The sequence below is a fragment of the Variovorax atrisoli 110B genome (genome assembly GCF_000382045.1).
Taxonomy (GTDB): Bacteria; Pseudomonadota; Gammaproteobacteria; order Burkholderiales; family Burkholderiaceae_C; genus Variovorax; species Variovorax atrisoli.
Window position 1 is genome coordinate 185183 of record NZ_KB907451.1, and the last position, 19041, is coordinate 204223.

A 19041-nucleotide genomic window follows, 5' to 3' on the forward strand; every position below is an offset into this window, starting at 1 on the left:
CCTCATGAGCACCATGGCCCTCTCGCGCCAAAGCTGGTGGCCCTGGGCGCGCCGCGTGGCGGTGTGGGGCTTCTTCGCACTGATCGCGTGGCTGATCGTGCGGCAGGCGCTCGTCGTCGAGTGGGAGGACGTGTTCGACGCGATCCGCGCGCTGCCCGCCGCATCGCTGCTCGCGGCCGGTGCACTGGCGGCCGGCAGCTTCGCCCTCTACAGCACCTACGACCTGCTGGGCCGGCACCTCACTCGGCACAAGCTCGGCACGCCCACGGTGATGGGCGTGACCTTCATCAGCTACGCCTTCAACCTCAACCTCGGCTCGCTGGTGGGCGGCGTGGCCTTCCGCTACCGGCTGTACTCGCGGCTGGGGCTTTCAAACGACACGATCACGCGCGTGCTCGGCTTCAGCATGCTGACGAACTGGCTGGGCTACCTCGTGGTGGCCGGCGCGGCCTTCTGCTTCTGGCCGATGGCGCTGCCGCCCGAGTGGAAGATCGGCAGCGAGGGGCTGCGCATCCTCGGTGCGGCGCTGCTGGCGGTCGCGCTGGCCTACGTGGCAGTGTGCATCTTTGCGCGCGGACGCGTGCTGCGGGTGCGCGGCCATGGCCTCAAGGTGCCGGGGCTTGCGATGGCGGCGCTGCAGCTGGCGATGTCGTGCGCCAACTGGTCGCTGATCGGGGGCGTGATCTGGTTCCTGCTGCAGGGACAGGTGGCGTACGTGCAGGTGCTCGCGGTGCTGCTGGTGGCGGCGGTGGCCGGCGTCGTCACTCACGTGCCGGCGGGCCTCGGCGTGCTGGAGGCCGTGTTCGTCGCGCTGCTGTCGCACGAGGTGCCGCAGGCGCAACTGCTCGGCGCGCTGCTGGCGTACAGGGGCCTCTACTACCTGCTGCCCCTGGCGGTGGCCGCGCTGGCCTACCTGTTCACCGAGGCGCGGGCCCGGCGGCTGCGCGGCAGGCGCTAGGCGTACCTAGAAGTGATACGTGTAGCGCAGCCGCACGAAGTTCTCGCCCGGGTTGGGCTTCTTGATGCCGGCGTTGGAGAAGTGCTGCAGCCGCAGCGCAAGTTCGTGCGCGCCGTGCTCGCCGAAGCTGCGTCCGATGCCGATCGCCTCGGTGAACTGGAAGGCGGTGCTGAAGCTGCGATCGGGCGTGCGGTAGACGTGGTCCATCACCGTGGCACCGACGCCGCCTTCGGCGAACCAGGGAGAGCTGCCGTGGTCGAAACGGTAGCGCCAGGTGTAGATCGCACCGACCTGCGCGTAGTCGTGCGGACCGTCGGCCAGCGCCGGTGCATGCCAGTTGCTCAGGAAGAGATCCCAGTAGGTGGTGAGCGCACCCTCCTGAACCGGCTGCCGCGGCGACCACGGAATGGTCATGCCCACCGTTGCCGAATTGGTGCTGCCCTTTTCACCGTGCGCCGCTCGGCCGCCTTCGACGTAGAAGCCGCGCTCCTTGTCTTCGAAGGCATGGGCACTGGGGCCCGCCAGACCGAGAAGACCCGCGACCAGAGCGGTTGCGGCGGCAGGCAGGCGGATGTGAAATCTCATGATGTGGCTGGCGAGTGCACTGGATGGAATCGAGAGGCCATCTTCAATCTCCGCTGCTGTTCGCACCCGAGCGGCACGTAATTTCCACATCGGAAAGTAGGACTCGATCAACAAAAATGCAGAACCGCCGTTCTTGTGCACCAACCGCTTGCGCCGGCTCGCGCCTATAGTGGCCTCGACTTCCTCTAAGGCCCTTTCCACAACATGTCGTCTTCTTCTTCAAGTCCAGTCGCTCGCCTTCAGGCACCGCTCACGCAGCAGTGGCTCGACCTGGCGCTCAAGACCCACGAGCTGCTGCTGTCCTCCGGCCTCGTGATCGGCATGCGCACCGGACGCATGGCCCGTGCTGGGCTCGCCCCCAGCGCGGACGATCTCGCCGAGTTCCAGCTCATGGGGCAGGAGAAGCTCGAGGCCGCGAGCGAGTCGGGCATCGCGATGGCGCGGCAGTGGCACAGCAGCCATTTCTCGCTTGCCAACCGGGTGCTGCAGCAGTGGCTGCAGAGCACGACGGCCTTCTTCTCGCTCGCAGGCAGCGTCACGCCGGCGCAGGCGGCCGCGCACGGCGACGCCTTCGTGCAATCGGCGGCGGACACGGTCGATGCGGCGAGCGAGCTGCCCGCGATCGCGGCGGACATCGCAAGGCAGGGCCTCACGCCGATCCACGCCGCCGCCACTTCCAACGCGCGGCGGCTGTCGGGGCTCGAAGAGTCCTGAGCCTTTTCAGGCCTTCGCCGGCACCAGCGTCAGCAGTGTGATCTCGGAAGGCGCGCCGAAGCGCTTGGGCGGGCCCCAGTAGCCGGTGCCCCGGCTCACGTAGACCCACATGTCGTGCAGCCGGTGCAGGCCGGCCGTGAAGGGCTGCTGCATCGGCACGAACAGGTTCCACGGAAAGAACTGGCCGCCGTGCGTATGGCCCGACAGCTGCAGCTGGTAGCCGGCCGCGGCCGCCAGCGGCGCGCTGCGCGGCTGGTGCGCGAGCAGCACGCGCGTGTGCACCAGCGGCGGCGCGTCGTGCAGCGCCAGGTGCGGGTCGCTGGCATGTGCTGCGTCGAAATGGCCGGCGGTGAAGTCGGTCACGCCCGCGAGCACCAGCGCGCTTTCGAAGAGCTCTTCGTCGGTCTGCGCGCCGCGCACGTTGCGCGTCTGCAGCACCACGTGCTCGTTGAGCAGCACCTTCAGGCCCAGGCGGCGCAGTTCGTCGATCCAGGCATGCGCGCCCGCGTAGTACTCGTGGTTGCCGGTGACCACGAAGGTGCCGTGCCGCGCGCGCAGCCCGGCCAGCGGGGCGATGTGCTCGCGCAGTTCGGGCACGCTGCCGTCCACCAGGTCGCCCGTGATCGCGATGGCGTCCGCGCCCAGGCGGTTCACCGCGTCGACGATGCGCTGGATGTAGCTGTTGCGGATCGTCGGCCCCACGTGGATGTCGCTGAGCTGCGCGATGGTGAAGCCCTCGAGCGCCTGCGGCAGGCCGCGGATCGGCACCTCCACCCGCTTCACGCCGGCCGTGCGGCGCGCGTTCAGGAAGCCGACCACCGACGTGGCGGTGGCCACCACGAGCACTGCGAGTGCGCTCCAGGGCAGCAGCGCATTCCACGGCACCTGCAGGCCGCCCGCCGCGCCCGCGAGCCAGGCCAGCAGCAGTCCGGCGTCGCGCACCAGCGTCAGCACGAACATCGAGGAGAACCAGCCCATGCTGATCAGGCCGGTCCACTTGAGCAGGTCGCTGTTGCCGGCACCTTCGCGGCGGCCGCGGCGCGAGACGAAAGGCAGGGGAATCGTCACCGCCGACACCACCAGCGCGGCGAGCGCCAGCGGCCAGGCGGGAGTGAGCACGGCCAGCGCCGGCAGCAGGCGCAGCGCGATATAGACGTGCAACAGCGCGGTGAGCGCGCTCAGGGGACGGATCGGCATCGGGGCAATGGGGTCGGGCACTGCCCGGGACAGGCCATCTGCAAGGCGCATGCCGCGCATTCAAGACACCGCGAGGCGCCCTGGGTCGCTATTTTTTCTATAGCTGTCGATGCCCGGATAGCAAGCCTTGCGGCCGGCGAATCCATGATTGTGCGCCAGATCCGGAGCCGCGTCCGGCGCCCCGGAGCCTCGTGCTACTGCACCGCGCGCGTGCCGGCCGAGGCCATGTCGGTGCCGGCCGGCCAGACGAACGTCGCCTTGGCCGTCGCACCCTCCGGCACGCGAAGCTGCTGCTTCAGCACCTGGCCGCCCAGCCGGGCCTCGACTTCATAGCTGCCCGGCTCGAGCCGCGCCACCATGAAGGGGCCGCCCGAGACCACGTTGTCGAGCAGCGCCGTGCCGCTGCTGTCGCGCACCGTCACGTGCACGTTGGAGGCGAAGTCGGCGCCCTTGCTGTCCTTGACCGCGAATTCGAAGGTGGCGGGCCAGCGTGGAGAAACCGTCTCCATCAGCCTGGCCTCGTCGCTGCCGATGCCGCCGCTCATGTACTCGACGCCGTGCGACATGTAGATCGGCGGATTCATCGCGGCCTGCGCGGGCGAGAGCGCGCCGAACAGGACGGCGCCGCAGAACATCGCGGCCGCCAGCGGCCGCAGCGCGCGCAGCGAGGATGGGAAACGGGAGTTCATTCTCAGGTCCTTTCTTTCCTTGGTCGTCATGGCAACAGGCCACGAAGCCACTGTGCGGCGCACGGCTTAGGAAAGTCTGACCTGGGGGCCTGCTCCCGCCCGCCTTGGCGGGCCGGGCTCAGCGGACGCTGGCGGAGGACTGCGCGAGCGTCTGCGCCTGCGGCGGCGTCACCGAGGCCATATCGAAGTTCGATGGCCACGCGAAGGAGGCGCGCGCCGGCACGCCCGCGATCACGACCATCGTCTGCGTCAGCGTGAGGCCTCCGAGCGTCACGTTCACGTCGTAGGCGCCCGGATTCAGGCGCGCGAGCATGTAGGGGCTCTGCGATTCCACGCTCATAACCGGCTGGCCGGTGTATTTCTGGCGGATCTCCACCGAGGCCTTGGCCGGGAAGCCCGGCTGCAGCGCGCCCTTGCCGTCACTGATGCCCAGCTCGATGGTGGCGGCCCAGCGCGGCGAGACCATTTCCATGAACGCGGCCTCGTCCCTGGCGGCGCCGCCGCACATGTATTCGATGCCCTGCGCCATCTGGATGGGCGGGTTAGTGAACGCATGGGCCGTGCTCACGGCCCCGAGGAATGCTGCTGTGCCGCCCAATACCAGCGCGGCCAGCGGCCGGCGGAGACGCTTAGGGTTCATTGCTGTGTGGTCCTCGATCTTGCGTGACGTGAAATCCGTCGGGGATTTTGCTTAGCAAGAGTCGGGCTAGATATAGCGTTTACGAGGAACGATCTGCGGATTGGAACTGAATGCTATTGTTTTCATAGCTGATGACGGCCATGTGACGTGGCCGTGGCCCGATTCGCGGGACCACGATCAGGAAAACCCTGATCGGCACCTTTGCGGCGCGTTCGCCGATGCGGGCATGGCGAACGCCTACAACGGTGCATGGCGCCCCGGGCTAAGAACGACGGCTGGAAACTGCAACGAAGGAGCTTCAGCCATGTCTTTGGAATCCACGATCAACGAATTCAGGCGCGTCGACGCGCAGCGCGAGGACTACCCCGGCGAGCATCTGGTGGTGCTGGGCGTGGGCGTCCTGCTGCTGCTGGCGGCCGGGCGCAGCCGCTCGCTCGCGGCGCGGCTGGCTGCCGGCGCGGCCGGCGGCGCGCTGATCGGGCGCGCAGCGAGCGGCACCGGCGGGATCGCCAGGCTGACGCGGCAGATGCAGCGCGTGCTGGAGAGGCAGTTCAACCTCGGCTGCGCCCGCAGCGGCAACCGTGAAGGCAACGGCGCTGGCGCCACGTGATCTGACGTGATGTGACGGATCTCGCCTCCCGATGGCGGCTGCCATGCGCAGCCCCATCGACGAGCGCGGGCGTGTTCCGCATCCACGAGCCGCGTCGCCGCACGGCAGCAGGGATGTTCGCGGGGCCCTATGCTCGGCGGTCTAGAACAACAATCCCCGTCCCGGCCGCTGCCGCGCGACGATCCCATCCATGCAACCGACCGGAACCCTGCGCGGCATCGTGGCGATGCTGCTGGCCTGCGCCTTCTTCGCCTGCATGGACGCCATGCTCAAGACCCTGGCCGGCCATTACCCGCCGCTGCAGGTGACGGCGCTGCGCGGCCTTACCGCCCTGCCCCTGGTGTGCCTGTATATCGCCTGGCGGCGCGAAGCGGGCGGCGTCTTCAACCGCCGGCTGCGCTGGCGCCTGCACCTGCTGCGCGCCACGCTCAACATGGCGATGCTCGTGCTTTTCGTGTACGGCCTGAGGACGCTGGGCCTGGCCGAGGCCTACACGCTCACCTTCATCGCGCCGCTGCTGATGGTGCTCATCGCGGTGCCGTTGCTGGGCGAATCGATCCTGCCGCGGCACTGGGTGGCCATCGGGCTGGGCTTCGCAGGCGTGGTGATCGCGCTGCGGCCCGAGCAGGACGCCTTTCTCTCGCCCGGCGCGCTGGCGATCCTGGTGGCGGCGGTCTGCTATGCGCTGTCGAACATGCTGGGCCGGCTCATCAGCCGCACCGAGCCGAGCGCCGCGTTGGTCTTCTGGACCACCGCCGGCATGGCCCTGGGCGGCAGCCTGCTGGCTGCGCCGCAATGGGTGCCCATCCAGCCGCAGCACGCCTGGGTGCTCGCGGGCCTGGCCCTGAGCGGCTTCCTGGGCCAGCTCGCCATCGCGGAGGCTTTCCGCCACGGGCAGGCCGCAGCCATCGCGCCGTTCGAGTACAGCGCCCTGGCCTGGGGGCTCTTGATCGACTGGCTGTTCTGGAACGCCGCGCCCGATGCCTGGACGCTGGGCGGCGGTGCGCTGATCATCGCCAGCGGGCTTTGGCTGGCGCGAAGCGAGGCGCCGAGGTCGAAGAAGCCGCAGGAGCGCGCTGCCTGAGCCGTCACTCGATCAGCGCGCGCTTCACGTCTTCCTGCAGGCTGCGCAGGTGGTCGCGCATGGCGGAGCGTGCGCGCTCGGCGTCACGCTCGCGCAGCGCACGGACGATCTCTCCGTGCTCGTCGTGGTTCTCCGAATGCCTGTGCAGCGGGCTGTGCAGACGGAAGAGCCGCGCGTTGACGCGAAGCTCCTCCACCAGCCGCGGGAACACGACATTGCCGCTGGCCGTGGCGATCAGCAGGTGGAAGCGGTCGTCGAAGTGCCAGTGCTCGGTCTCGCTGTGCTCGCCGCCGCCCAGCGTGGCGATGTCGGCCTCCAGCGCGTCGATCTCCGCATCGGTGATCTTGCCCACTGCCAGTGCGATCGCCTCGCACTCGATGACTTCGCGCGCGCGCATGCAGTCGAAGTACTCCTTGGTGCCGAGCGCGCGCACGGCATAGGAGCGCGCGTCGCGCCGCACCAGCAGGCCCTCGCCCGCCAGCCGCACCAGCGCCTCGCGCATGGGCGTGCGGGAGATGCGCAGGTCTTCCGCCAGCCGTGCCTCCTGCAGCGGGCTGCCGGCCGAGATCTGCCGATCGAGGATCAGCGTGCGCAGCCGGTCGTAGGCCTGTTCGGCCAGGCTGGCGGAGCGCACCTCAAGGGGGGCGATCGTGATGGTGGCGGGCTGCGTGGGGCTGGGAAGGCTGGGCATGCGGGAACGGGCGAAAGCCACGAGGGCGGGTGAGCTTAGCAGGGCCGGCCGGGCGGCCTCAGCGCCATTCTTTCAGAGCCATTTGTCCAGCGGATTGCCGTCGTTGGGCGCGCGCGGCCGCAGGCAAGGCAGGAACTGGCCGGAACCGGGCTCGGCCTGGAACACGCCGTCCTGCCACACGATGCGCCCGCGCGAGACGGTCATGCCGGGCCAGGCGCGCAGCCGCATGCCCTCGTAGGGCGTGTAGTCGGCATCGTGGTGGAGCATGTCGTTGGTCAGCAGCTTCTCCTGCCCTTCGGGGAACATGTCCCACACCACGAAGTCGGCGTCGCTGCCCACGGCGATGGTGCCCTTGCGCGGGTACAGGCCGTACAGGCGCGCCGGGTTGGTGGCGGTGAGCTCGACGAAGCGGTGGATGTCGATGCGCCCCTTGAGCACGCCTTCGCTCATGAGCAGCGGCAGGCGGGTCTCCACGCCGGGAATGCCGTTGGGGATGCGGTCGAAGGAAGCGTTGTCGCCGGCCACGCGCTTGCCGTCGCTGCCGTTCATGTTGAAGGGGGCGTGATCGGACGAGACGATGGTGAAGAGCCCGCTGGACAGGCCGTTCCAGATGAACTGCTGGTTCGCCTTGTCGCGCGGCGGCGGGCTGCAGATGCAGCGTGCGCCGTGCATCGGGTCGTCGGGGTCGATGCCCAGGTCCTCGGCGCTCAGGAACAGGTACTGCGGGCAGGTCTCGGCGTGGATCGGCAGCCCGCGCCCGCGCGCCCAGTGGATCTGCTCGACGGCCTCGCGGCCCGAGACGTGGACGATCAGGATCGGCGTGTCGACCAGTTCCGCCAGCGCGATGGCGCGGTGCGTGGCCTCGCGCTCCACCGCCATCGGCCGCGAGCTGGAGTGGTAGCGCGGCGCGGTGAGGCCCGCGTCGAGCAGCTGCTCGGTGAGCCAGGCGATGCAGTCGCTGTTCTCGGCGTGGATCATCGTCATCGCGCCGTGGCGGCGCGCGGTGGCGAGCACCTCGATGATCTGGCGGTCGTCCAGCTTCAGGTCGTCGTAGGTCATGTAGATCTTGAAGGAGGTGTAGCCCTTCTCGATCAAGGCGGGCAGCTCGCGCTGCGTCACGTCGCGCGTGGCGTCGGCCACGATGAGGTGGAAGGCGTAGTCGATCACCGCCTTGCCCTCGGCGCGGCGGTGGTAGTCGTCCACGGCCTCCTGCACGCTGCGGCCCTTCTGCTGCGCGGCGAAGGGCAGCACTGTGGTGGTGCCGCCGCATGCGGCCGAGCGCGTGCCGGAGAGGAAGTCGTCGGCGAAGCGCGAGCCGTCGCTGGTGGGCTGGTCGAAGTGGCAGTGGCCGTCGACGCCGCCGGGCGTGACCAGCCGGCCTCGCGCGTCGATCTCGCGCGCGGCGCTCGCGTCGAGCCCCTGCGCGATGGCGCAGATGCGCCCGTCGCGCACGCCGATGTCGGCGGTGTAGCGGTCGCCGGCGGTGGCGATGTCCGCGTTGCGCAGGATCAGGTCGTAGGTGCTCATGGGCTTTCGTTCCTTCCGCTTTCTTTCAGGTTCTTCCTAGCGTTGCTCGAGCGCGGGTTCCGCAGGCACCACCGGCGCCGCGGAGGCATTGCCGTAGGCGCGGCCGTAGTGGCGCTCGATGCGTCGCTGGATGAAGTCCCAGGCGGTGGTCATGAGCAGGTAGTAGATGGCCGCGACGATGAAGAGCTCCAGCACCATGAACTTCTCCTGCATCAGCACCTGCGTGCGGCGCAGCAGCTCCTCCATCGAGATCACCGAGGTGATGGAGGTGGTCTTGAGCAGTCCGTTGATGCTGTTGCCCAGCGTGGGCACGATCAGGCGCATGGCCTGCGGCAGCACGATGTAGCGCATGGTCTGCGCGCTGCTGAAGCCCACGGCGCGCGCGGCGTTGGTCTGCCCCGCGGGAATCGACTGGATGCCGCCGCGCACGATCTCGGCGAGGTAGGCCGCCTCGTTGAGGATGAGGCCCAGCAGCGCCGACTCGATCACCGAGAGCTTCAGCCCCAGCTGGGGCAGCCCCGTGAAGATGATGATGAGCTGCACCAGGAGCGGCGTGCCGCGGAACACCCAGATGTAGAAGTGCGCCGGCGCCGCCAGCCACCGGTGGCTGGACAGCCGTGCCAGGGCCAGCGCGCAGCCCACCACCAGCCCGCCCGCGATCGCCGCGAGCGTGAGCCACAGCGTGGTCACCGCGCCGCTGAGGATGTAAGGATTGAACAGGTAGTCGAAGAAGCCCGACCAGCTCCAGCCTTGTCCCATGGAAGTTTCCTTCGCTTGCTTGCTCTATGGCGATGCGGACGGCGGCGCGCCCTCAGCTCGCCGGGCCCTTGACCGTCACGGCGCCGTCGGCGGCCTTGACGCCGTACTGGTCGAACAGCTTCTGGAAGCTGCCGTCGGCCTTCATGTCGTTCATGACCTTGGCCATCGCGGCGGCCAGCTCCTTGTTGCGCGCGGCCAGCGCGACCGGCGTGGGGAACAGGCCGTTGAGCACGCGCTCGAAGTCGCCGCGCTTCTGGTATTCGGCGCCGGTCGAGTCGATGGACAGCGCCACCTCGACCTGGCCCGCGCGCAGCGCCTGGAAGGCCATCGCGAAGTTCTCGAAGGTGCGGATGGTCATGCCCTTCATGCCCTTGTCGGTGAGCTGCTTGTCGAGCTCGCGCGCCTTGCGCTCCTCGAAGCCGCCGATCTCCACGCCGATGCTCTTGCCCGAGAGGTCGTCGGGCTTGGCGATCTTCAGCGGGTTGCCCTTGGCGGCGCTGATGCTGATGGCCTGGTCTTCGTAGACGAGCATCTGCATCAGCTTGGCGCGCTCCTCGGTGAAGAAGATGCCGGTGTTGATGACGTCCCAGCGGCCGGCCTGCAGGCCGGGGATCATGGCCGAGAACTCGATGCGCACGTATTCGGGCGTGAGGCACAGGCGCTTGGCGATCTGCTCGCCCAGTTCCACGCGCATGCCCTTGAGCGCGCCGGTCTGGTCGACGAACTGCATCGGCGGCAGCGTCGGGTTGACCGACATGGTCAGCGTGCCCTTCTTGACGAGCGCCGAATCGGGCACCGGCGACTTGCAGGCCTGCTGCGCGTTCGCGGCGCCAGCGAAGGAGATGAGGAGTGCCGTTGCCGACGCGAGAGCGGGAAGCAGTTTCATGGTGTGGTCCTTGAGGAAGGGATCGAGGCGACGAGGTGGGAAGTCAGGGAGAGATGGAAACGAGTTGCCGGCTGCCTCAGGCGCGGATCGAGTCCAGCAGTTCGAGGCGCGCGAGCTCGCGGCGCAGATCGGCGGCATCGGCATCGGGCAGCGGCAGGCGCGGGGCGCGGGGCTTGCCGACCGGCAGGCCCATCATCGACAGGCCGTCCTTGGAGGCCGCGACGTAGCGGTGGCCGCCGACCCAGCGCACGATCGGCAGCATCTTCTTGTAGAGCGCGAGCGCGGCGGGCATGTCGCGCTCGTCGGCCACCAGCTCGAACAGGCGCGCCGACATCTTCGGGATGAGGTTGGAGCACACGGCCACCCAGCCCTGCGCGCCGAGCCAGAACGACTCGTAGCCCAGGATGCCCGCGAACACCGTCATGCGGTCGCCGCACAGCTCGATGATGTCGCGCACGCGGGTGACCTCGAGCGTCGACTCCTTGATGTACTTGCAGTTGTCGATGCGCGAGAGGCGCGCCACCAGCTCGGGCTTGAGGTCGACGTTGGCGGTGGCCGGGTTGTTGTAGACCATGATCGGAATGCCGATCGCCTCGCCCACCTTGCGGTAGTGCTCGAACAGCTCGTCGTCGGTGGGCGTGCTGTAGAAGGGCGGAATGATCATGACGCCGTCGGCGCCCATGCTCTCGGCCTCGCGGCTCAGCCGCACGCACTCGTCGGTCCACTCCGCGCCGGTGCCGATCAGCACCGGCACGCGTTTTGCAGCGGTGCTCACACAGGTTTCGATCACCAGCTGGCGTTCGTCGGGCGTCAGCGAGAGGAACTCACCGGTGCTTCCCAGGGGGATCAGCCCGTGGATGCCTTCCTCGATTTGCCAATCGACCAGCTTCTTCAGCGCAGGCACGTCCACGTGCTTGCCGTCGGCGGTCATGGGGGTGATGAGCACCGTATAGGTGCCGCGGAACGCTGTCATGGGCAGTCCTTGGAAAGAATTCGGGCAGTTCGGTATATGTATACGTTGAGTATACGTATACAATTTGGCGCGTCAATCGTAAGTTGACGTTCTTCCTTCGCACTGCCCATGAGCGCCAGACTGACCCACCCTTCCATCACCCCGGCCGGGCGCCCCGTGCGCTTCTGGTACGACGGGCAGCCCGTCGAGGGCCTGGAGGGCGAGACCATCGCCGCGGCGCTGGCGGCCGGCGGCATCAAGGCGATGCGCCATACCCGCGGCGGCGAGCGCCGGGGTCTCTATTGCGGCATGGGCGCGTGTTTCGACTGTCTCGTCACCGTCGACGGCCAGGCCAGCCAGCGCGCCTGCCTCACGAAAGTGGCGGACGGCCAGCAGGTGCGTTCGACCCAGCCCGCCGGCACGCCCGACGACCCGCTGCAGCCGCTCACTCCGCAGGCCGGCGCCGAACCCGATCGCCGGCAGGTCGACGTGCTCGTCATCGGCGCGGGCCCGGCCGGCCTTTCGGCCGCGCTCGCCGCGCGCCGTGCGGGTGCCGACGTGCTCGTGCTCGACGAGCGCCCGCAGTCCGGCGGCCAGTTCTACAAGCCGCTCGCGCCCTCGCATGCGGCGCCCTCCCCCGCGGACCGCCAGTTCGCGCAGGGCCTCGCGCTGGAAAGCGAAGTCCGCGCCGCCGGCGTCGCCATCGCCCAGGGCGCGCAGGTCTGGGCGGCCTTCTCTGCACACGAAGTCGCCGCACTCATCGACGGGCGAGCCTGCGTGATCGGCTGCCGGCAGCTCGTGATCGCACCCGGCGCGTACGAGCGGCCGGTGCCCTTTCCCGGCTGGACCCTCCCCGGCGTGATGACCACCGGCGCCGGCCAGACGCTCGCACGCGCCTACCGCGTAGCGCCCGGACGCCGCGTGGTGATCGCCGGCAACGGGCCGCTGAACCTGCAGCTCGCCGCGGAGCTTCTCGCGGGCGGCGCCGATGTCGTCGCCGTGCTGGAGTCGGCCCCGCGCCCTTCGCCGCGGCAATGGCGCCACTTGCTGAGCGCGGCGCGCACCGCCCCCGACCTGCTGCTCGACGGCTGGCGCTACCTGCGCAAGCTGCGCGCCCACAAGGTGCCCGTGCTGTGGGAACACGCCGTCGTTTCCGCGGAAGGCCCGACCGGATTGAGCTCGGTGCAGGTCGCCCGGATCGACGCGCAGGGCCATGCCGTGCCCTCCACGCTGCGCCGCCTCGAAGCCGACACCCTCTGCCTCGGCTACGGCTTCATCCCCTCCACCGAACTCGCGCGCATGCTGGGCTGTGAGCACCGCCTCGCGCCCCGCCATCTCGGCTACCTGGCAACCGTCACGCAGGAAGACGGCGCCACCAGCCTGCCCGGCGTGTATGTCGTGGGCGATGGCGCCGATCTGGGCGGCTCCCGCGTCGCGCTCGCGCGCGGCACGCTGGCGGGTGCCGCAGTCGCGCGCAACCTCGGCCTGAAGGCCCCCGAGCCGGACGAGGCCGTTGAAAAGCTGCATCGCGCCGAATGCTTCCAGCAGGCGCTGTGGTCGATCTACGCGCCGCCGCCCGTCACCCTCGCGGAGGTGCCCGACGAAACCCTGCTGTGCCGTTGCGAGGAAATCACCTTCGGCTCGGTGCGCGAGCAGATCCGCGCCGGCAGCGACACGCTGGCCGCGCTCAAGCGCAACACCCGCCTGGGCATGGGCCGCTGCCAGGCGCGCTACTGCGGCGTCACCGCGGGCCGGTTGCTGGCCGAGATGACCGGCAGGCCGCCGCAGGTCGAGCAGTACTTCGCACCGCGTCCGCCCGCCAAGCCGGCGCCGGCCGGCGCGCTCGGCTTCGAGAAACCCGAGTGGGGCGGCCACAAGCCCGCCATCACGCCCAATCTCGCGCGTCCGGTGGAGCAGCCACCCTTCGAGGGCACGCTGCGCACCGACGTGCTCGTGATCGGCGCCGGCGTGCTCGGCTCCTGCCTCGGCTACTACCTGTCGAAGGCCGGCCAGGACGTGACGGTGGTCGACCGCGACGACATCAACCTGCAGGCCTCGGGCGCCAATGCCGGCAGCCTGCACGTGCAGCTGCTGTCCTTCGACTTCGGCGCCAAGGCGCAGGAAGGCGGCGGGCCGGCCGCGGCCACGCTGCCGCTCGGGCCGATGTCGGTGCGCCTGTGGCAGGAGATCGAGGCCGACTGCGGCGAAGACCTCGAGATCAAGATCACCGGCGGCCTCATGGTGGCCGACAGCGAGGCCGGCATGCGTTTTCTAGAAGCCAAGGCCGCGCTGGAGCGCAGCCACGGCATCGACGCGCAGGTGATCGACGGCGCCGAACTGCGCCGCCTCTCGCCTGCCCTGTCCGACGAGCTGCTGGGCGCGGAACTCTGCCCCATGGAAGGCAAGATCAACCCGCTGCGCGCCACCTACGCCGTCGCCCGGCGCGCGCAGCAGCATGGCGCGCGCATGCTGCGCGGCTGCGACGTGCAGTCCATCGAGGCGCTGCCGGGCGAAGGCGCCGGCTTCATGGTGCGCACCTCTCGCGGCGCCATCCACGCGGGGCGCGTCGTGAACGCGAGCGGCGCCTGGTCGAGCGCCGTCGGCCGCATGCTGGGCGTGAACATCCCCGTCAAGGGCGCGCCGCTGCAGATGATCGTGACCGAGCCCGCGCCGCCGCTGGTCAACCACCTGATCGCGCATGCCGACCGGCACCTGAGCCTGAAGCAGGCGGCCAGCGGCGGCCTGATCATCGGCGGCGGCTGGACCGCCGCCTTCAACGAAGGCATGCGCCTCAACCGCGCCGAGCGCGAGAGCATCGAAGGCAACCTCTGGGTGGCGGGCCATGTGCTGCCGGCCGTGCGCGGGCTGCACATGGTGCGCTGCTGGGCCGGCATGAACGTGAACATCGACGGCGCGCCCATCCTCGGCGAAGTGCCCGGCCGCCCCGGCTTCTACAACGCCGTGACCTCCAACGGCTACACGCTCGCCCCCGTCACCGCGCGGCTGGTCACCGACCTCATCGTGCGCGGCCGAGCCGACATCGACATCAGCCCCTTCCTCATCGACCGCTTCCTCTGACCGCCATGACCGAAAACGCCTCCCCGCGCGACACGCTGCGCGACTACATCGACGCGCACTTCGACGAGCAGGTCCGCGCGCTCACCGAACTCGTGCGCTGCCCCTCGGACAACCCGCCGGGCGACTGCGCCCCGCACGCCGAACTCACCGCCCGGCTGCTCGAAGCCATGGGCTTCACGGTCGAGCGCCACGAAGTGCCTGCCGAATTCGCGGCCGCGCACGGCATGCGCAGCGTGACCAACCTGATCGTGCGCGAACGATTCGGCGACGGCCCGGTGGTGGCGCTCAATGCGCACGGCGACGTGGTGCCGCCCGGCGCGGGCTGGAGCGTCGACCCCTACGGCGGCGAGGTGCGCGACGGCTGGCTCTACGGGCGCGGCGCCGCCGTGTCGAAGTCGGACTTCACCACCTACGCCTTCGCGATGCGCGCGCTCAAGCACCTTGCGGCCTCGGGCACGCCCCTGGCCGGCAGCGTCGAGCTGCACCTGACCTACGACGAGGAAACCGGCGGCATGACGGGCCCCGACTGGATCCTCTCCAAGGGCCTGAGCAAGCCCGACTTCGTGCTCTCCGCCGCGTTCTCGCACCACGTCGTGGTGGCGCACAACGGCTGCCTGCATCTCGAGGTCGTCGTGCGCGGCACCTCGGCGCATGCTGCACGGCCCGACACCGGCCACGACGCGATCGAGGCCGCGGCCACCCTGCTGCCCGCGCTCTACCGCTACCGCGACAGCCTCGCCGATCGCCCGTCGCTCACGCCGGGCATCACCCACCCCACGATGGTCGTGGGCCTGATCGACGGCGGCATCAACACCAACGTGGTGTCCGACGTGCTGACCCTGCGCATCGACAGGCGCATCGTTCCCGAAGAATCGCCCGAGGCCGTCGAGGCCGAACTGCGCGAGGTGATCGAGTCGGCCTGCCGTCCGCTGCCCGGCATCTCGGCCGAGATCCGCCAGATACTGCTGGCCCGTCCCTTCGCACCCGCGCCCGGCGCAGACGAGTTCGCGGCGCTCGTGTGCCGCGAGGCCAGCGAAGTCATGGGCAAACCGGTCACACCGATCGGCGTGCCGCTGTACACCGACGCGCGCCTCTACAGCGAGGCCGGCATTCCCACCGTGATGTACGGCGCCGGCCCCGAGTCGCTGCTCGAAGCCAACGGCCACCGCGCCGACGAGCGCGTGCCGCTGGACGAGTTGCGCAAGGCCACGCGCGTGGTCGCCAACACGCTGCACCGGCTGCTGTCGCGCTGAACCTCATCTCACCGGGACACGACATGATCGAAATCAGCCACGTCGACAAGAGCTACGGCGCCTTCCAGGTGCTGACCGACTGCACCACCCAGGTCCGCAAGGGCGAGGTCGTGGTGGTCTGCGGGCCCTCGGGCTCAGGCAAGTCCACGCTCATCAAGTGCGTCAACGCGCTCGAGCCCTTCCAGCGCGGCCGCATCACCGTCGACGGCGTGTCGGTGGGCGAGCCGAAGACCGATCTCAACAAGCTTCGCGCCCGCGTGGGCATGGTGTTCCAGCACTTCGAGCTGTTTCCGCACCTCTCGATCGAGGACAACCTGTCGATCGCGCAGGTCAAGGTGCTCAAGCGCCCGGCTTCGGAAGCCCGCACCGCATCGATGGCTCTGCTGCAGCGCGTGGGCATGCGCGCCCACGCGCACAAGTTTCCGAGCCAGCTCTCCGGAGGCCAGCAGCAGCGCGTGGCCATCGCCCGCGCGTTGGCGATGAACCCGGTCGCCATGCTGTTCGACGAGCCCACCTCCGCGCTCGACCCCGAGATGGTCAACGAGGTGCTCGACGTGATGGTCGAACTCGCCCGCGAAGGCATGACCATGATGTGCGTCACCCACGAGATGGGCTTCGCCCGCAAGGTCGCGAACCGCGTGATCTTCATGGACCGCGGCCGCATCGTCGAAGACTGCGCGAAGGAGGAGTTCTTCGGCAACCCCGCGGGGCGGTCGGATCGGGCGCGGCAGTTTCTTTCGAAGATCCTGCAGCACTGAGGCTGGGCGCTCCGGTGGAGCGCGGCCCCAGGGCAGGGAGAAGAATCACACGTCGATATTCGCCGCCCGCAGCGCGTTCTGCTCGATGAACTCCCGGCGGGGCTCAACTTCGTCGCCCATCAGCATCGTGAACACGCGGTCGGCCTCGATCGCGTCGTCGATCTGCACCTTCAGGAGGCGGCGCACGTTCGGGTCCATGGTGGTTTCCCACAGCTGCTCGGGGTTCATCTCGCCTAGGCCCTTGTAGCGCTGGCGCGAGGTGGCGCGTTCGGCTTCGCCGATGAGCCACTTCATGGCCTGGCGGAAGTCGTCGACCTTTTCTTCCTTGGTGCGGTCGCCCTCGCCGCGCTTGACCACCGCGCCTTCGGGGCTCAGCAGGCCGCGGAAGGTGTTGGCGGCCTCGGCGAGCGCGGCGTAGTCGGCGCCGTGCACGAAGTCCTGGGTGAGCACGCTGCTCTTGATGTTGCCGTGGTGGCGGCGGCTGATGCGCAGCAGCGGCTTGTCGGTGCGGGCGTCGAACTCGCTGCTCACCTCGGCCGGCACGCCGGTCGTGTTGAGCTCGCGCAGCTTGGCCTGCAGCGCGACGGCCGAGGCCTCGGCGGCGGGCGTGGTGTCGAGGTCGAGTGCCACGCCGTCGGCGATGGCGCGCAGCGCTTCGGCGTCCATGAAGTTGCGCAGGCGCGCGATTACGGCTTCGGCCACCTGGTGCTTGCGCGCCAGTTCGGCCAGGGTGTCGCCGCTGAGCGTGGTCGAGCTGGCGCCGCCGGTCTCGATGCGCGCGTCCTTCAGCGCCACCTTCAGCAGGAAGGCGTCGAGCGCGGGGCCGTCCTTCAGGTACTGCTCTTCCTTGCCGACCTTGACCTTGTACAGCGGCGGCTGCGCGATGTAGATGTGGCCGCGCTCGACCAGCTCCGGCATCTGCCGGTAGAAGAAGGTCAGCAGCAGGGTGCGGATGTGGGCGCCGTCGACGTCGGCGTCGGTCATGATGATGATGCGGTGGTAGCGCAGCTTGGCGACGTTGAAGTCGTCGGCGCCGCCGCCCGGCGTGCTCGCGCCGGCGCGGCCGATGCCGGTGCCCAGGGCGGTGATCATCGTCAGGATTTCGTTGCTGGTCAGCAGCTTCTCGTAGCGTGCCTTCTCGACGTTCAGGATCTTGCCGCGCAGCGGCAGGATGGCCTGGAACTTCCGGTCGCGGCCCTGCTTGGCGGAGCCGCCTGCGGAGTCGCCCTCCACCAGGTAGACCTCGCACAGCGCCGGATCCTTCTCCTGGCAGTCGGCCAGCTTGCCTGGCAGGCCCATGCCGTCGAGCACGCCCTTGCGGCGCGTCATTTCGCGGGCCTTGCGTGCGGCTTCGCGGGCCTTGGCGGCCTCGATGATCTTGCCGCAGATGATCTTGGCGTCGTTCGGGCGTTCCTGCAGGTAGTCGGTCAGCAGGCGGCCGACGATGTCTTCCACCGGCGCGCGCACTTCGCTGGACACCAGCTTGTCCTTGGTCTGGCTGGAGAACTTGGGCTCGGGCACCTTCACGCTCAGCACGCAGCAAAGGCCTTCGCGCATGTCGTCGCCGGTGACTTCGACCTTGGCCTTCTTGGCCAGCTCGTTCTCCTCGATGTACTTGTTGATGACGCGCGTCATCGCCGCGCGCAGGCCGGTGAGGTGGGTGCCGCCGTCGCGCTGCGGGATGTTGTTGGTGAAGCACAGCACCTGCTCGTTGTAGCCGCTGTTCCACTGCATCGCCACTTCGACGCCGATGTGCGTGCCGGGAATGCCGCCGTAGGTGTCGGCCGGGCGCTCGCCCTCGGCGTAGAACGAATTCGGGTGCAGGACGGTCTTGCCCTTGTTGATGAACTCGACGAAGCCGCGCACGCCGCCGGCGCCGGAGAAGTCGTCTTCCTTGCCGGTGCGCTCGTCCTTCAGGCGGATGCGCACGCCGTTGTTCAGGAAGCTCAGTTCGCGCAGGCGCTTGCTGAGGATCTCGTAGTGGAAGTCCGAGTTCTCCTTGAAGATCTCGGTGTCGGGCAGGAAGTGCACCTCGGTGCCGCGCTTGTCGGTGTCGCCGATGATCTTCATGGGCGAGACCTCGACGCCGTTCACCGTCTCCAGCAGGCGGTTCTGCACGAAACCGCGGCTGAATTCGAGTTCGTGGATCTTGCCCTCGCGGCGCACCACCAGGCGCAGCATGGTGCTCAGCGCGTTCACGCAGCTCACGCCCACGCCGTGCAGGCCGCCCGAGACCTTGTAGCTGTTCTGGTTGAACTTGCCGCCCGCGTGCAGCTCGGTGAGCGCGATCTCGGCGGCCGAGCGCTTGGGCTCGTGCTTGTCGTCCATCTTCACGCCGGTGGGAATGCCGCGGCCGTTGTCGGTGACGGAGATCGAGTTGTCGGTGTGGATGGTCACGACGATGTCGTCGCAGTGGCCGGCCAGCGCTTCGTCGATGGAGTTGTCGACCACCTCGAAGACGAGGTGGTGCAGCCCGGTGCCGTCGGAGGTGTCGCCGATGTACATGCCGGGGCGCTTGCGCACGGCCTCAAGCCCTTCGAGGATCGTGATCGAGCCTTCGCCATAGCTGGTGTCGGCGGCCACGGTTTCGATCTCGGGGATGTAGACGGGCTCGGTGTGCGGCACGTCGGGCTTGTTTTCTTCAGCACTCATTCGGATAT

At 69.0% G+C, this 19041-nt stretch carries 17 protein-coding genes; 7 read left to right on the forward strand and 10 right to left on the reverse strand.

All coding sequences use genetic code 11. The features are described from left to right. Positions 1–4: 4 nt before the first annotated feature. Positions 5–958, forward strand: coding sequence for a lysylphosphatidylglycerol synthase domain-containing protein (locus G369_RS0108925; protein WP_019653648.1), 954 nt, complete (start codon positions 5–7; stop codon positions 956–958). A gap of 6 nt (positions 959–964) precedes the next feature. Here the strand turns inward: G369_RS0108925 and G369_RS0108930 are convergent, their stop codons facing one another. Further along, positions 965–1543 (reverse strand): acyloxyacyl hydrolase, encoded by a 579-nt coding sequence (locus G369_RS0108930; protein WP_019653649.1) that lies wholly within the window; start codon positions 1541–1543, stop codon positions 965–967. 204 nt (positions 1544–1747) lie between these two features. Here G369_RS0108930 and G369_RS0108935 point away from each other — a divergent pair, with 204 nt between their 5' ends. Then, positions 1748–2257 carry a polyhydroxyalkanoate granule-associated phasin gene (locus tag G369_RS0108935; protein ID WP_019653650.1) on the forward strand — a complete coding sequence of 170 codons (510 nt, stop codon included), beginning with the start codon at positions 1748–1750 and terminating at the stop codon, positions 2255–2257. 6 nt (positions 2258–2263) lie between these two features. Here G369_RS0108935 and G369_RS0108940 read toward each other — a convergent pair whose 3' ends face one another. The 3 genes from G369_RS0108940 to G369_RS0108950 all read right to left on the reverse strand — a co-directional run bounded on the left by G369_RS0108940 (position 2264) and on the right by G369_RS0108950 (position 4783). After that, positions 2264–3514 carry a metallophosphoesterase gene (locus tag G369_RS0108940; RefSeq protein WP_019653651.1) on the reverse strand — a complete coding sequence of 417 codons (1251 nt, stop codon included), beginning with the start codon at positions 3512–3514 and terminating at the stop codon, positions 2264–2266. A 134-nt stretch (positions 3515–3648) separates the two neighbouring features. Further along, a complete protein-coding gene (locus G369_RS0108945; protein ID WP_020723008.1) occupies positions 3649–4143 on the reverse strand; it encodes a peptidase associated/transthyretin-like domain-containing protein in 495 nt (164 codons plus the stop codon). 118 nt (positions 4144–4261) lie between these two features. Further along, positions 4262–4783 carry a hypothetical protein gene (locus G369_RS0108950; protein ID WP_019653653.1) on the reverse strand — a complete coding sequence of 174 codons (522 nt, stop codon included), beginning with the start codon at positions 4781–4783 and terminating at the stop codon, positions 4262–4264. A gap of 304 nt (positions 4784–5087) precedes the next feature. Between G369_RS0108950 and G369_RS35565 the strand changes: the two genes are divergently transcribed. Together G369_RS35565 and G369_RS0108960 are read left to right on the forward strand one after the other, a co-directional pair. After that, positions 5088–5393, forward strand: coding sequence for a hypothetical protein (locus tag G369_RS35565; RefSeq protein WP_019653654.1), 306 nt, complete (start codon positions 5088–5090; stop codon positions 5391–5393). Positions 5394–5583: 190 nt separating this feature from the next. Next, entirely contained in the window at positions 5584–6477 is an 894-nt protein-coding gene (locus G369_RS0108960) for a DMT family transporter (protein ID WP_019653655.1), read from the forward strand. Between the two features lie 4 nt (positions 6478–6481). Here G369_RS0108960 and G369_RS0108965 read toward each other — a convergent pair whose 3' ends face one another. The 5 genes from G369_RS0108965 to G369_RS0108985 all read right to left on the reverse strand — a co-directional run bounded on the left by G369_RS0108965 (position 6482) and on the right by G369_RS0108985 (position 11313). Further along, entirely contained in the window at positions 6482–7168 is a 687-nt protein-coding gene (locus G369_RS0108965; RefSeq protein WP_019653656.1) for a GntR family transcriptional regulator, read from the reverse strand. A 72-nt stretch (positions 7169–7240) separates the two neighbouring features. Next, positions 7241–8695 carry a dihydropyrimidinase gene (gene hydA / locus G369_RS0108970; RefSeq protein ID WP_019653657.1) on the reverse strand — a complete coding sequence of 485 codons (1455 nt, stop codon included), beginning with the start codon at positions 8693–8695 and terminating at the stop codon, positions 7241–7243. A gap of 36 nt (positions 8696–8731) precedes the next feature. Beyond that, a complete protein-coding gene (locus G369_RS0108975; RefSeq protein ID WP_019653658.1) occupies positions 8732–9454 on the reverse strand; it encodes an amino acid ABC transporter permease in 723 nt (240 codons plus the stop codon). 52 nt (positions 9455–9506) lie between these two features. Further along, entirely contained in the window at positions 9507–10340 is an 834-nt protein-coding gene (locus tag G369_RS0108980; RefSeq protein ID WP_019653659.1) for an ABC transporter substrate-binding protein, read from the reverse strand. Between the two features lie 76 nt (positions 10341–10416). After that, on the reverse strand, positions 10417–11313 hold the full coding sequence (locus tag G369_RS0108985; RefSeq protein ID WP_019653660.1) for a dihydrodipicolinate synthase family protein: 897 nt from the start codon (positions 11311–11313) through the stop codon (positions 10417–10419). A gap of 108 nt (positions 11314–11421) precedes the next feature. Between G369_RS0108985 and G369_RS0108990 the strand changes: the two genes are divergently transcribed. The 3 genes from G369_RS0108990 to G369_RS0109000 are packed head-to-tail and all read left to right on the forward strand — an operon-like array spanning position 11422 to position 16381. Continuing rightward, complete coding sequence (locus G369_RS0108990; RefSeq protein WP_019653661.1) at positions 11422–14370, forward strand: FAD-dependent oxidoreductase; 2949 nt, start codon at positions 11422–11424, stop codon at positions 14368–14370. Between the two features lie 5 nt (positions 14371–14375). Beyond that, a complete protein-coding gene (locus G369_RS0108995) occupies positions 14376–15623 on the forward strand; it encodes a M20/M25/M40 family metallo-hydrolase (protein ID WP_019653662.1) in 1248 nt (415 codons plus the stop codon). A 23-nt stretch (positions 15624–15646) separates the two neighbouring features. Next, a complete protein-coding gene (locus G369_RS0109000) occupies positions 15647–16381 on the forward strand; it encodes an amino acid ABC transporter ATP-binding protein (protein ID WP_019653663.1) in 735 nt (244 codons plus the stop codon). 45 nt (positions 16382–16426) lie between these two features. On the opposite strand, the gene gyrB is transcribed toward G369_RS0109000, so the two are convergent. Next, a complete protein-coding gene (gyrB, locus tag G369_RS0109005) occupies positions 16427–19033 on the reverse strand; it encodes a DNA topoisomerase (ATP-hydrolyzing) subunit B (RefSeq protein ID WP_019653664.1) in 2607 nt (868 codons plus the stop codon). Positions 19034–19041: the final 8 nt, after the last annotated feature.